Origin of the sequence: Salinibacterium sp. SWN167 (genome assembly GCF_015864665.1) — a bacterium.
Lineage (GTDB): Bacteria > Actinomycetota > Actinomycetes > Actinomycetales > Microbacteriaceae > Rhodoglobus.
Window position 1 is genome coordinate 783,743 of record NZ_JADYWU010000001.1, and the last position, 13,245, is coordinate 796,987.

Annotated in this window: 12 protein-coding genes; 11 read left to right on the top strand and 1 reads right to left on the bottom strand. The window is 60.8% G+C overall.

Annotated elements, in window-relative coordinates; all coding sequences use genetic code 11:
• Positions 1-73: 73 nt before the first annotated feature.
• From I6E60_RS03660 to tuf, 5 genes are all read left to right on the top strand, one after another.
• Positions 74-916, top strand: a complete 843-nt coding sequence (locus I6E60_RS03660; protein ID WP_197178961.1) for a hypothetical protein — start codon at positions 74-76, stop codon at positions 914-916.
• A 335-nt stretch (positions 917-1,251) separates the two neighbouring features.
• Positions 1,252-1,626 carry a 30S ribosomal protein S12 gene (gene rpsL, locus I6E60_RS03665; protein ID WP_197123092.1) on the top strand — a complete coding sequence of 125 codons (375 nt, stop codon included), beginning with the start codon at positions 1,252-1,254 and terminating at the stop codon, positions 1,624-1,626.
• Positions 1,626-2,096 carry a 30S ribosomal protein S7 gene (gene rpsG / locus I6E60_RS03670; protein ID WP_009773140.1) on the top strand — a complete coding sequence of 157 codons (471 nt, stop codon included), beginning with the start codon at positions 1,626-1,628 and terminating at the stop codon, positions 2,094-2,096. The genes rpsL and rpsG overlap by 1 nt, the downstream gene beginning before the upstream one ends.
• Before the next feature lie 89 nt (positions 2,097-2,185).
• Entirely contained in the window at positions 2,186-4,300 is a 2,115-nt protein-coding gene (fusA, locus tag I6E60_RS03675; RefSeq protein ID WP_197123093.1) for an elongation factor G, read from the top strand.
• A gap of 109 nt (positions 4,301-4,409) precedes the next feature.
• Entirely contained in the window at positions 4,410-5,603 is a 1,194-nt protein-coding gene (tuf, locus tag I6E60_RS03680) for an elongation factor Tu (RefSeq protein WP_197106468.1), read from the top strand.
• A gap of 54 nt (positions 5,604-5,657) precedes the next feature.
• On the opposite strand, the gene I6E60_RS03685 is transcribed toward tuf, so the two are convergent.
• Positions 5,658-6,425 (bottom strand): IclR family transcriptional regulator, encoded by a 768-nt coding sequence (locus tag I6E60_RS03685; RefSeq protein ID WP_197178962.1) that lies wholly within the window; start codon positions 6,423-6,425, stop codon positions 5,658-5,660.
• 79 nt (positions 6,426-6,504) lie between these two features.
• Here I6E60_RS03685 and hutH point away from each other — a divergent pair, with 79 nt between their 5' ends.
• The 6 genes from hutH (at position 6,505) to rplC (ending at position 13,244) form a co-directional block, all read left to right on the top strand.
• On the top strand, positions 6,505-8,049 hold the full coding sequence (gene hutH / locus I6E60_RS03690) for a histidine ammonia-lyase (protein ID WP_197178963.1): 1,545 nt from the start codon (positions 6,505-6,507) through the stop codon (positions 8,047-8,049).
• An 8-nt stretch (positions 8,050-8,057) separates the two neighbouring features.
• Positions 8,058-9,722 carry a urocanate hydratase gene (gene hutU, locus I6E60_RS03695; protein WP_197123096.1) on the top strand — a complete coding sequence of 555 codons (1,665 nt, stop codon included), beginning with the start codon at positions 8,058-8,060 and terminating at the stop codon, positions 9,720-9,722.
• Positions 9,709-10,566 carry an arginase family protein gene (locus tag I6E60_RS03700; protein ID WP_197123097.1) on the top strand — a complete coding sequence of 286 codons (858 nt, stop codon included), beginning with the start codon at positions 9,709-9,711 and terminating at the stop codon, positions 10,564-10,566. Before hutU ends, I6E60_RS03700 begins: the two co-directional genes overlap by 14 nt.
• Positions 10,563-11,732 (top strand): imidazolonepropionase, encoded by a 1,170-nt coding sequence (gene hutI / locus I6E60_RS03705; RefSeq protein ID WP_197178964.1) that lies wholly within the window; start codon positions 10,563-10,565, stop codon positions 11,730-11,732. Before I6E60_RS03700 ends, hutI begins: the two co-directional genes overlap by 4 nt.
• A 512-nt stretch (positions 11,733-12,244) precedes the next feature.
• A complete protein-coding gene (gene rpsJ / locus I6E60_RS03710; RefSeq protein ID WP_009773132.1) occupies positions 12,245-12,553 on the top strand; it encodes a 30S ribosomal protein S10 in 309 nt (102 codons plus the stop codon).
• A 40-nt stretch (positions 12,554-12,593) separates the two neighbouring features.
• Positions 12,594-13,244: a 50S ribosomal protein L3 gene (gene rplC / locus I6E60_RS03715; protein ID WP_197123099.1), complete on the top strand. Its 651-nt coding sequence runs from the start codon at positions 12,594-12,596 to the stop codon at positions 13,242-13,244.
• Position 13,245: the final 1 nt, after the last annotated feature.

Genomic DNA, 13,245 nt, shown 5'->3' on the forward strand with positions numbered 1-13,245 from the left:
GCGTTCTTCTCGTTTCTGAGGGTTGCTTCGGTAGACTGAGCGAATCAGTCGCTGGCACGAGGAGGCATCAGTCATGACCGATCCATCTGTAGAGCGTGGTTCTTCACCGGAGAACGACGACAACATCGAGGATGCTGTGGTTGTCGACGAGACCCCCGCTGCTTCTGACGCTGCAACGCCGCTTGTCGATCCCTTCGAGGCGCCTACTGCGCCCACTGAGTCTGCTGTGTACGACGACGCCACGCTCGAAGCTGAAGCGGAGCCTGTTGCGGAGCCCGCTCTGGTGGTGGCGCCCGAGATCGTCGCCGAGCCCGAGCCCGAGCCCGAGCCGGTGGTGGCCGAGACGACGGGAGCCGCTGCATCCGGTGAGCCCCGGGTCGTTTATGTGACTGCGCCGACGCCGCCGAAGGTTGCGGGCAACCGTGGATTCGGTATTTTCATTGCGCTGGCATCCACTGTCGCCTTCGCGATCGTTTTCGCCATCGCTGTCGTCATCATTGGTGCAGCCGAGTCGGGCCGAGTTGCGGTCGCTTTCGTGCAGGCGCCCTCGTTCTACGTTCCTGTCGCCTTCTTCGCACTTGGTGCCATCGTGATCGCGCTCATTGTGAACCGCGCAGGTTGGGCGGCACACGTCTTTTCGAGCATCATCGTGGGGCTCGTCGTGTACTTCGGTACAGTCGGCGCCCTCTTGCTCATCAACGGTGTCATTCAAAATACTCCGGAGCAGGCTCACGCAATGTTCCTTGCAGCGCTGGCGGATCCGCTTGTGATCGCAGCCGGTTTGCTGGGCCGTGAGGTCTCGCTGTGGACGGGTGCGTTGGTCGCGAGACGAGGCCGCAAGGTCACGCAACGCAACGTGGATGCGCGTGCCAAGTGGGAAGCTGAGCTCGCGGAGAAAACTGCTGCTCAGCGCTAAAGTCTCTGCCGTGCACGCGTGCCCTGTTCTGGAGCCTGCGTGTGGGCTGTGACCATTTGACCCCGGCCTATCCCGGGGGCTATTCTTTCTGAGGTGTGCGCTTTGTCGTGCGCTTAAGCCATGCCTCTCGAGGATTACCGCTCACGCGGGGTTTAGGCGCGAGTCACTCCACACCACAGGGTTCGACCTTCCGGTTGGCCCCCACGGCATACCCACAAACCAACCGATCAGTTCGGTAGGGGCGTGGGTCCAGATGAACTCGGTGTTCTGAAAAGAACGTCGAATGCTAACCATCATGACGCTGTCACCGTGCAGCAAAATCAAGGAGTAATTTAGTGCCCACCATTCAGCAGTTGGTGCGTAAGGGACGCTCGCCGAAGGTCGTCAAGACCAAAACGCCCGCCCTTAAGTCCAACCCGCAGCAGCGCGGCGTTTGCACGCGCGTCTACACAACAACTCCGAAGAAGCCGAACTCGGCTCTTCGCAAGGTTGCTCGTGTCAAGCTTTCTAACGGTACCGAGGTCACGGCCTACATTCCCGGTGAAGGTCACAACCTTCAAGAGCACTCGATGGTGCTCATCCGCGGTGGTCGTGTAAAGGACCTCCCCGGTGTTCGCTACAAGATCGTTCGCGGAGCGCTCGACACCCAGGCCGTTAAGAACCGTAAGCAGGCTCGTAGCCTCTACGGCGCGAAGAAGGATAAGAAGTAATGCCTCGTAAAGGACCAGCACCAAAGCGTCCCGTAGTCGCAGACCCGGTTTACGGCGCACCCATTGTCAGCCAGCTTGTCAACAAGATTCTTCTTGATGGCAAGAAGGGCCTTGCTGAGCGCATCGTTTACGGCGCACTCGAAGGCGTAACCGAGAAGACCGGCCAAGACGCCGTTGTCACGCTCAAGAAGGCTCTCGATAACGTTCGCCCGACCCTCGAGGTCAAGTCGCGTCGTGTCGGTGGATCGACCTACCAGGTTCCTGTTGAGGTCAAGTCGCACCGTGCTAACACGCTCGCATTGCGTTGGCTCACGAGCTACGCAAAGGGTCGTCGTGAAAAGACGATGACTGAGCGTCTCACCAACGAGATCTTGGACGCATCGAATGGCCTTGGCGCCGCTGTAAAGCGCCGCGAAGACACCCACAAGATGGCCGAGTCGAACAAGGCATTCGCTCACTACCGCTGGTAGTCAGCACCTCGCAGTGAGGCGGGTCAGACGCTGTCTGGCTCGCTTCACTCTTGAGATTCTCGCTTCACCAACATACTTCGGAGGAACCTGTGGCACAGGACGTGCTCACCGACCTGACTAAGGTCCGCAACATTGGCATCATGGCTCACATCGATGCCGGCAAGACCACTACGACTGAGCGCATCCTGTTCTACACGGGTGTAAACCACAAAATTGGTGAAACTCACGATGGTGCGTCGACTACTGACTGGATGGAGCAGGAGCAAGAGCGTGGCATCACGATCACGTCCGCTGCTGTGACCTGTTACTGGGACAAAAACCAGATCAACATCATCGACACCCCCGGCCACGTTGACTTCACGGTTGAGGTGGAGCGTTCGCTCCGCGTTCTCGACGGTGCAGTCGCTGTGTTCGACGGTAAAGAGGGTGTTGAGCCGCAGTCGGAGACTGTATGGCGCCAGGCCGACAAGTACGACGTTCCTCGCATCTGCTTCGTCAACAAGATGGACAAGATGGGCGCGGACTTCTACTACACGGTAGACACCATCGTGAAGCGCCTCGGTGCTCGTCCCCTCGTTATCCAGCTCCCCATCGGACTCGAGTCTGAGTTCGAGGGTGTTGTTGACCTCGTTGAGATGCGTGCACTCACGTGGCGCGGCGACTCCAAGGGTGACGTTCAGATGGGCGCCAAGTACGCCATCGAAGAGATCCCCGAAGACCTCAAGGAGAAAGCTGCGGAATACCGCACCGCTCTGCTCGAGGTTGTCGCTGAGACCGACGACGCCATCATGGAGCGTTACTTCGCCGGCGAAGAGATCAGCGTTGCTGAGATCAAGGCTGCGATCCGTAAGCTCACCGTCAACAGCGAGATCTACCCGGTTCTCTGTGGTTCTGCTTTCAAGAACCGCGGCGTTCAGCCGATGCTCGACGCTGTTATCGACTACCTTCCCTCGCCGGTTGACGTGCCTCCCATGGAAGCACGCGACCCCCGCGATGAAGACAAGATCATCATCCGCAAGCCTGACGCTTCGGAGCCGTTCTCGGCTCTGGCCTTCAAGGTTGCTGTGCACCCCTTCTTCGGTCGCCTCACGTACATTCGCGTGTACTCGGGACACCTTGACTCTGGTGGAGCTGTTGCTAACTCCACCAAGGGCAAGAAGGAGCGCATCGGAAAGATCTTCCAGATGGCTGCTAACAAGGAAATCCCTGTCGACAGCGTTACCGCTGGACACATCTACGCCGTCATTGGCCTCAAGGACACCACGACTGGTGACACGCTGTGTGACCCGAACGACCAGGTCGTTCTTGAGTCGATGACATTCCCTGAGCCCGTGATCGAGGTAGCGATCGAGCCGAAGACGAAGGCTGACCAAGAGAAGCTTGGTATTGCTATTCAGAAGCTCGCTGAAGAAGACCCCACGTTCCGTACCGAACAGAACCAGGAAACTGGCCAGACGGTAATCAAGGGAATGGGTGAACTTCACCTCGACATCCTCGTAGACCGCATGAAGCGCGAATTCAACGTTGAAGCCAACGTTGGTAAGCCGCAGGTTGCGTACCGCGAGACCATCCGCCGCATCGTGGACAAGCACGACTACACCCACAAGAAGCAGACGGGTGGATCGGGACAGTTCGCTAAGGTCCAGATCTCGCTCGAGCCGATGGAGGTTGAAGGCGACAAGATTTACGAATTCGTAAATAAGGTCACCGGTGGCCGTATTCCTCGTGAATACATTGGCTCAATCGACCAGGGTTTCCAGGCATCGATGAACGTCGGAATCCTCGCAGGATTCCCGATGGTCGGCGTCAAGGGAATCATCCTCGATGGTGCTGCTCACGATGTTGACTCGTCAGAAATGGCGTTCAAGATCGCGGGAACCATGGCATTCAAAGAGGCAGCGCGCAAGGCTGACCCAGTTCTCCTCGAGCCGCTCATGGCGGTCGAGGTTCGTACTCCCGAGGAGTACATGGGAGACGTCATCGGTGACCTTAACAGTCGCCGCGGACAGATCCAGTCCATGGAGGACGCGACCGGCGTAAAGGTCGTTCGCGCCCACGTACCACTGTCGGAAATGTTCGGCTACGTCGGTGACTTGAGGTCCAAGACTTCAGGTCGTGCGGTGTACTCGATGACGTTCGACAGTTACTCTGAGGTTCCCCGCGCGGTAGCTGACGAGATTGTTGCAAAGAACAAGGGCGAGTAATCGCCGCACTACCAGCGCGCAACTAACATAGATACACACCAACTTGCGAAACATTCGGCAGTGAAAAGTCGTCGGGTGCAGAGCAACCGAGTCCTGAGGAGGACCCACAGTGGCTAAGGCCAAGTTCGAGCGGACCAAGCCGCACGTAAACATCGGAACCATCGGTCACGTTGACCACGGAAAGACCACGCTCACGGCAGCGATCTCGAAGGTACTTGCTGACAAGTACCCTTCGGCGACGAACGTGCAGCGCGACTTCTCGTCGATTGACTCGGCTCCGGAAGAACGTCAACGCGGTATCACCATCAACATCTCGCACGTTGAGTACGAGACCCCCAAGCGCCACTACGCACACGTAGACGCTCCGGGCCACGCTGACTACATCAAGAACATGATCACCGGTGCAGCTCAGATGGACGGTGCAATCCTCGTGGTTGCAGCGACCGACGGACCGATGGCTCAGACTCGCGAGCACGTTCTGCTCGCGAAGCAGGTTGGTGTTCCTTACCTGCTCGTTGCACTGAACAAGTCCGACATGGTAGATGACGAAGAGATTCTTGAGCTCGTTGAGCTCGAGGTTCGCGAACTCCTCTCCAGCCAGGGCTTCGACGGCGACAACGTTCCTGTTGTTCAGGTTTCAGGTCTCAAGGCTCTTGAGGGCGACGAGAAGTGGACCCAGTCCATCCTCGACCTCATGGATGCTGTTGACGAGAACGTTCCTGACCCCATCCGCGACAAGGACAAGCCGTTCTTGATGCCGGTTGAAGACGTCTTCACGATCACTGGTCGTGGAACCGTTGTTACGGGCCGCGCCGAGCGTGGAACGCTTTCGATCAACTCTGACGTTGAGATTGTTGGAATCCGTCCGACCCAGAAGACCACGGTCACTGGTATCGAGATGTTCCACAAGCAGCTCGACGAAGCATGGGCTGGCGAGAACTGTGGTCTGCTTCTTCGTGGAACCAAGCGTGAAGATGTTGAGCGTGGACAGGTTGTTGTTAAGCCTGGTTCCGTTACTCCTCACACGAACTTCGAGGGAACCGCATACATCCTGTCAAAGGATGAGGGTGGGCGTCACAACCCGTTCTACGCGAACTACCGTCCGCAGTTCTACTTCCGTACCACCGACGTCACCGGCGTCATCACGTTGCCTGAGGGCACCGAGATGGTTATGCCTGGCGACACCACTGACATGACCGTTGAGCTTATTCAGCCCATCGCCATGGAAGAGGGCCTCGGCTTCGCCATCCGTGAGGGTGGACGCACCGTAGGTGCCGGTAAGGTAACCAAGGTTCTGGCGTAAGCTCAGTAACTAATTACGACGAGGGTCGAGCCGAAAGGCTCGGCCCTTCGTCGTTTAACCAGCGCGGCCGGTGAGCCTCGAGGTGAGGGCGCGAGCGGCGGCCATTGTGGCCTGGCCGAGCGCGTCCCACTGGTCTTCGACGGCATCCGTTCTGAAAGTGAGCCCGATCGCTGCCGAAGGGTAGCCATTGCGGTCGAACGCTGCAGCGCCAACCGAGGCATACTCCGCAGTGATGTCGCCCACTTCGCTCGCCCAGCCGCGCTCACGAGTCGCAGCCAGTAGCCGGTCGAGTTCTGCCAGTGTGTTCGGCCCTGCGGTCTGGCGCCGGGTAAGGCTGCTGCGCGCGGGATAGAGCGCTCGCACTTGCGGAGCAGTCAGTTGCGCCAGCATGGCTCGGCCAGTCGCAGTCAAATGCGCGGGAAGTTTGACGCCAACAGCCGAAACAGTGGTGGGCGCTCGGGTTCCTTGCACTCGAGCGGCGTAACTGACATCCGCACCGCTGAGCACGGCAAGGTGCGCGACAACCGGGATCGGGGCTTCGGCCGCGAGGCTCCGCATGAGCGGGCTAGCGAGTGCGGAGAGCCGTTCGCTACGCAGTGCAGACGTGCCGATCTCGGAGACGAGGGAGCTCAACCCATAGGTGCGGTCTTCGGGGTAATGCACCACGAATCCTTCGTCGATCATGACGGTAAGCAGCTGGTAGACGGAAGACCGGGGGAGCGCTAGCTCGCGCGCCAAAGCAGAGGCGGGCACAGGCCCTTTGCGGGTCGCGAGGTGGCGCAGCACAGCCATGGTGTTGCGCGCGGCAGGAATGTTGGACACGCGGCTCCTGTCTGGTATTTCAGACACCATATCGCGATATCCACTCGTGGCGGAGGGGCGATGCGCGTTCACTGGGATCATGACCTCAGCCCCCGGCCAAACAGTGACCATCGGCGTCGGCGCCGCGAGCATCTCCGATGTTGTGGCGGTCGCGCGCCACGGTGCACCCGTCACGATCTCGCCCGAAGCAACGAGCGCGATGGTTGCGTCGCGTGCGGTGATTGAAGCGTTGGCCGAAGACGTGCGCCCGCACTACGGTGTCTCCACCGGTTTTGGCGCGCTGGCGACAAAGCACATCGCCCCCGAGCAGCGCCTGCAACTGCAGCGGTCACTCGTGCGCAGTCACGCGGCAAGTTCCGGTGCGGAAATTGCCGACGAAGTGGTGCGGGCCACGATGCTGTTGCGACTCTCGACGATGGCCACCGGGCGCACCGGCGTGCGGCCTGTCGTTGCGGAAACCTACGCGGCTCTGCTGAACGCGGGGATCACCCCCATCGTTGGTGAGTACGGCAGCCTCGGCTGTTCCGGAGACCTCGCTCCGCTCGCGCATTGCGCGCTTGCGGTGATGGGCGAGGGCGACGTACGCGTTGCGGGCGAGCAGCTGCCGGCATCCGCTGCGCTGAAAGCCGCCGGAATTACCCCAGTTGTTTTGCACGAGAAAGAGGGCTTGGCGCTGATCAACGGCACCGATGGGATGCTCGGCATGCTGTCGTTGGCGATTACTGATCTTGAGGCGTTGCTCACCACCGCCGACCTGTCCGCTGCCATGAGCGTGGAGGGTTTGGCGGGAACCGACCGAGTCTTCGCGGAGGACCTGCATGCCCTCCGGCCTCATCCGGGTCAGGCGCAGTCGGCAGCCAACATGCGCGCGGTGCTTCGAGACTCCGACACGATTGCGGCCCACGCTACGAGAGGCTTCACGCGGGTGCAGGATGCCTACTCGTTGCGGTGCGCGCCCCAAGTTCACGGAGCGGCGCGCGACACGGTTAATCACACGCGTCGGGTGGCCGAGCGTGAGCTTATGAGCGCGATCGACAACCCGGTGGTGACGGTGGATGGCCGGCTGGAATCCAACGGCAATTTCCATGGGGCCCCGGTTGGCTACGCTCTCGACTTCTTGGCGATAGTTGCCGCGGATGTTGCGAGCATGAGCGAGCGTCGCACTGACCGATTCCTCGACAGCAATCGCAGCGGCGGCCTTAACGCGTTTCTGGCCGACGATCCCGGGGTGGACTCTGGGCACATGATCGCGCAGTACACCCAGGCGGGAATCGTCAGCGAGATGAAAAGGATGGCGGCGCCGGCATCCGTCGATTCAATTCCGACGAGCGCGATGCAGGAAGACCACGTCTCGATGGGGTGGAGCGCTGGTTTGAAGCTTCGCCGCAGTATCGATGGGTTGTCGCGCGTGATCGCCATCGAGTTGCTGACGTCGGCGCGGGGAATCGAGATGCGCGGCGAGCGACCATCGCCGGTGTCAGCGGCGGTGATCGCGAACTTGCGCGAGCACGTTCCCGCCGCAGGGCCCGACCGTTATTTGGCCCCCGACATTGCGGCGAGCGTTGCGCTTGTGCAGTCGGGCGCACTCTTGTCCGCCGCACGCACCATTACCGAACTCAGCTAGGAGACGTCATGATTCAGGCACACCGCGGTTCCACGCTCAATACTCTCGGCTGGCAGCAGGAGGGTGCTTTGCGCATGCTCCAAAACAACCTCGACCCTGAGGTTGCTGAGCACCCGGAAGATCTCGTCGTCTATGGCGGCACGGGCAAGGCTGCGCGTAACTGGCCCAGTTATCATGCGATTGTTCGTTCGCTCACGACCCTCAAGGGTGACGAGACGCTGCTGGTTCAGTCGGGCAAGCCCGTCGGTGTGATGCAGACCCATGAGTGGGCTCCCCGGGTGTTGTTGGCGAACTCCAACTTGGTTGGCGACTGGGCGAACTGGGATGAGTTTCGTCGGCTCGAGCAGCTTGGCCTCACAATGTACGGCCAAATGACGGCAGGATCGTGGATCTACATTGGTACGCAGGGCATTCTGCAAGGCACCTACGAGACCTTCTCTGCAGTCGCGGCTAAGAGATTCGGCGGTACTCTGGCGGGCACCATCACCCTTACGGCTGGCCTCGGAGGTATGGGCGGGGCCCAACCGCTCGCCGTAACCATGAACGACGGTGTTGCGATCTGTATTGATGTTGACCAGAGCCGCATCACGCGTCGCATCGATCACGGCTACCTCGACGTTGAGGCGAAGTCGCTCGCGCACGCGGTCGAACTCGCTGTTGCCGCGCGCGATGCGAAGAAGCCGCTCTCGATTGGGGTGCTGGCGAATGCGGCTGCTGCGGTGCCCGAGTTGCTCGCAATGGGGGCGCCGATCGATATCGTCACCGACCAGACCAGCGCTCACGATCCTCTCGCTTACCTTCCTCTCGGCGTGGACTTCCACGACTGGCAGAGTGCCCGCAGCCAGCCCGATTTCGCCCAGCGTGCCCGCGAATCGATGGCGATTCATGTCGAGGCGATGGTTGGCTTCCAGCGTCAGGGAGCTGAGGTCTTTGACTATGGCAACAACTTGCGCACCGAGGCGCTCGCGGCGGGTTATGCCGATGCGTTTGCATTCCCCGGCTTCGTGCCGGCCTACATCCGTCCGCTATTTGCGGAGGGCAAGGGCCCGTTCCGGTGGGCCGCTCTCAGCGGCGAGGCCAGCGACATCCACAAGACAGACAAGGCGATTCTCGAGTTGTTCCCCGAGAACGAATCGCTCGCTCGCTGGATCAAGCTTGCGGGGGAGCGCGTGCACTTCCAGGGGCTCCCCGCCCGCATCTGCTGGTTGGGTTATGGCGAACGTGACAAGGCCGGTTTGCTCTTCAACGAGATGGTCGCCTCGGGTGAGCTGGCTGCCCCGCTCGCGATTGGGCGCGATCATCTCGACAGCGGTTCGGTGGCGTCGCCGTACCGCGAGACCGAGGCGATGAAGGATGGCTCCGACGCGATCGCTGACTGGCCGTTGCTCAACGCGCTGGTCAATACCTCGTCGGGAGCAACGTGGGTCTCCATTCATCACGGTGGCGGTGTTGGCATCGGCCGGTCGATCCACGCGGGCCAGGTCACGATTGCTGATGGCACCGAGCTTGCCGCCCAGAAGCTTGAGCGAGTGCTCACGAATGACCCAGGTATGGGCGTCATCCGTCACGTTGATGCTGGCTACGATGAAGCCATCGCGGTCGCCGACAACCTCGGCGTTCGCATTCCCATGAACGAGGCTCCGCTCACGAAGGGTCACAATGCTCAACGCTGATCCGCTGTGGCCGCGTGCGGGGGATTGGCCTTCGCCGGTTGACGACGAGTGGGCGGATGTCGCACTCATCGGTATCCCGACGTCGCGCACGTCACTCTCTCCGACGCAGGCTCACACAACTCCCGCTGCGGTTCGTGAGGCACTTCGTCGTTATGCCGCGCTGTCTGATCTTCGGATCGTGGACGCCGGCACCGTGCGCGAACCCGACCTGAACGAGCAGGGTGCGATTGATGCGGTGGCGCAGCTGCGGGCTGAGCTCGTTATCGCGTTGGGCGGCGACAATGCGGCTACGGTTCCGACGGCGTTGGGGCGGTGGGGCGCAGACATCACGTCCGCTGGGCTGATCACGCTCGACGCCCACTACGACCTACGAGACGGCGCCAGTAACGGTTCACCCGTGCGTCGCCTTCTTGAGGCCGGCCTCGATGGCAGTCGTGTGGTGCAGATCGGTATTGAGCCGCTGGCCAATTCTCACGCCTATGCCGAGCGCGCTAGGGACGCGGGCATCATGGTGATCACGCGTGACGAGTTGCGTTCGCGCTCGATGGATGAGGTGATGGCGCAGGCGCTGGAGATTGCTGGCGCGGCGGGCGGGCCTATCCACGTCGATCTTGATGTCGATGTGTGTGATCGCTCGGTTGCTCCCGGGTGCCCCGCGTCGGTGCCGGGGGGTATCTCGGCGATTGAGTTGCGCACGGCCGCACGGCGCGCTGCCGCGCATCAAGCCGTCTCCTCGATTGATCTCGTCGAGGTGGATGCCGCCGCTGACGCTCCTGATGAACGAACGGTGCGCTTGGTGGCGCTCTGCGTCCTCGAAGCAATCGCGGGAGTGTCGCTGCGATGACAAGCACGGCGATCGAGAACATTGGCCTATTGCTCACGCATGATGACGAGCGTGCAGAGATCGCCGATGCCGCCCTCGTATTCGACGAGGGTCGCGTGGTCTGGTGGGGTGCGTCGGTCGATGCTCCTGCTGCTGACGGGCGAGTGGATGCCGCTGGTCGCTGTGTCCTTCCTGGTTTTGTTGACAGCCATAGCCACATCCTTTTCGCGGGGGACCGCTCGGATGAGTTTGAGGCTCGCATGGCTGGCCGCCGCTACGAGGCGGGCGGCATCCGTCGCACGGTCGCACTTTCGCGGGCGGCGACTGACGCTGAGTTGCTCGCGAATGCGACCGCTTTGGTTGCGGAGATGCGCCGCCAGGGCACGACGACGATCGAGATCAAGAGCGGGTACGGTCTCAGCGTTGCAGATGAGGCGCGGATGTTGCGGCTCGCGGCCACGCTCACTGAAGAAACTACGTTCTTGGGTGCGCATGTCGTCCCCGATGAGTTTGCGGCAGACCGTGCGGCCTACGTGCACCTGGTGATGGGCGACATGCTGGAGGCGTGCGCTCCCCATTCGCGCTGGATTGATGTGTTCTGCGACAACGGTGCCTTCACCGAGGACGAGACGCGCGCCATCATCACGGCCGGGCAGGCTCGTGGCTTGGGCGCTCGTCTGCACGGTGCGCAACTGGCGGAGTCAGGTGCTGTGCAACTCGCGGTTGAGCTGGGCGCGGCGAGTGTCGATCACTGCACTTATCTCAGCGATGACGATGTTCAAGCGCTCGCGGGCAGCAGTACGGTTGCTGGCCTGCTTCCCGGGGTCGAGTTCTCCACCAGACATCCGTACGTGGATGCCCGGCGACTCCTTGACGTTGGCGTGACGGTTGCGCTCGCCAGCGATTGCAATCCCGGCTCGAGTTTCACGTCATCCCTCCCGTTCTGCATTGCCCTCGCGGTGCGCGAAATGGGGATGACGTCGCTAGAAGCCGTCACGGCGGCGACGCTCGGAGGGGCACGTTCCTTGCGCCGCGATGACGTGGGTCGTTTAACGGTCGGCGCGCGAGCGAATGCTCAGCTTCTCGATGCTCCGCACTACCGCCATCTGGCGTATCGCCCCGGGGTTCCTCTGGTCTCCAGCGTCTTTGTGGATGGCGTTCACGAGCTGGTGCGGCCCTTGGCCTGAGACTCCCCAAAAGTCCCGCTATCAGGCGCAAGCGGATGCTCAAATCGAGCCATCACGTCGCCAGCGTGACGACGGCGAATGGCGCCGCAAAAATCCGACACGCCCGGGTTGCAGTAAATGCGTGGATGTGACAAACTCTTCTAGTTCAACATTTCGCCGCCACGTGCGTGCGGATCACTTCCAGGCAGTGCATAGTTCCACATCGTATGACCCTCGCAGAGCGTGAGTTATACACCGTGTTGTAGCTAGGCCGCGGGGAGCAGAACCAAGCTTAACCAACTCCCCAATTCGATTCGAAAGAATTCGTGCTGCGGGAGACGCTTGTGCCAGTTCGCTGGCATGTGCTCCTCGCGGTTTCGCGAGTTGGTATCACAAGCAGTGACAGCAAGAACTTGACAGATAAATAGTGGTGCGAAAGCAAAAGTGCTGAGCGTCTTCGGGTGGCAACATCCGGCGTCGAACAGCCCAGGTGCACGCAGTGCAGCCAAAGTACTAAGGGAAGAGAGCCAGTCATGGCGGGACAAAAGATCCGCATTCGACTTAAGTCGTACGACCACGAGGTCATCGACTCGTCGGCACGCAAAATTGTTGACACGGTTACCCGCGCGGGTGCCACGGTAGTAGGCCCCGTGCCGCTGCCCACCGAGAAGAACGTGATTGCAGTTATCCGTTCTCCCCACAAGTACAAGGACAGCCGCGAGCACTTCGAGAAGCGCACCCACAAGCGGCTCATCGACATCATCGACCCGACGCCCAAGGCTGTGGATTCGCTTATGCGTCTCGACCTGCCGGCCGACGTCAACATCGAGATCAAGCTTTAGCTCGCGCAGTTATTGAGCGACAGAGCCGATAAGGAAAATAATGTCTACAACTAAGACGACTAAGGGTCTGCTGGGCACAAAGCTCGGCATGACGCAGGTTTGGGACGAGAACAACAAGCTCGTTCCCGTGACCGTTGTCGAAATCACCCCGAACGTGGTTACGCAGCTGCGTAGCCCCGAGGTTGATGGATACAGCGCAGTCCAGATCGCGTACGGCCAGATCGACCCTCGTAAGGTCAACAAGCCGCTTACCGGTCACTTCGACAAGGCAGGTGTTACGCCTCGCCGTCACCTCACCGAGATTCGCACCCCTGACGCCGCGGAGTACACCGTTGGCCAAGAACTCGCGGTCGACATCTTCACTCCAGGCTCGAAGGTCGACGTTGTCGGCACGAGCAAGGGTAAGGGTTTCGCCGGTGTTATGAAGCGTCACAACTTCAAGGGTGTATCTGCAAGCCACGGTTCGCACCGTAACCACCGCAAGCCTGGTTCCATTGGTGCCTCGTCGACCCCCAGCCGTGTCTTCAAGGGCATGCGCATGGCCGGTCGTATGGGTGGTGACCGTGTAACGGTCATGAACCTCGCCGTCCACTCGATCGACCTTGAGAAGGGACTCGTGCTCATCAAGGGCGCTGTTCCCGGTGCTCGTGGCCGTATCGTCTTCGTCCGCAACGCAGTGAAGGGGGCGTAGT

What these genes read in the sequence shown, in the direction of transcription:
- rpsJ (WP_009773132.1), top strand. Translation starts at nt 12,245, where the DNA reads ATGGCGGGACAAAAGATCCGCATTCGACTTAAGTCGTACGACCACGAG.
- hutH (WP_197178963.1), top strand. Translation starts at nt 6,505, where the DNA reads ATGACCTCAGCCCCCGGCCAAACAGTGACCATCGGCGTCGGCGCCGCG.
- rpsG (WP_009773140.1), top strand. Translation starts at nt 1,626, where the DNA reads ATGCCTCGTAAAGGACCAGCACCAAAGCGTCCCGTAGTCGCAGACCCG.
- rplC (WP_197123099.1), top strand. Translation starts at nt 12,594, where the DNA reads ATGTCTACAACTAAGACGACTAAGGGTCTGCTGGGCACAAAGCTCGGC.
- hutU (WP_197123096.1), top strand. Translation starts at nt 8,058, where the DNA reads ATGATTCAGGCACACCGCGGTTCCACGCTCAATACTCTCGGCTGGCAG.
- I6E60_RS03700 (WP_197123097.1), top strand. Translation starts at nt 9,709, where the DNA reads ATGCTCAACGCTGATCCGCTGTGGCCGCGTGCGGGGGATTGGCCTTCG.
- hutI (WP_197178964.1), top strand. Translation starts at nt 10,563, where the DNA reads ATGACAAGCACGGCGATCGAGAACATTGGCCTATTGCTCACGCATGAT.
- I6E60_RS03660 (WP_197178961.1), top strand. Translation starts at nt 74, where the DNA reads ATGACCGATCCATCTGTAGAGCGTGGTTCTTCACCGGAGAACGACGAC.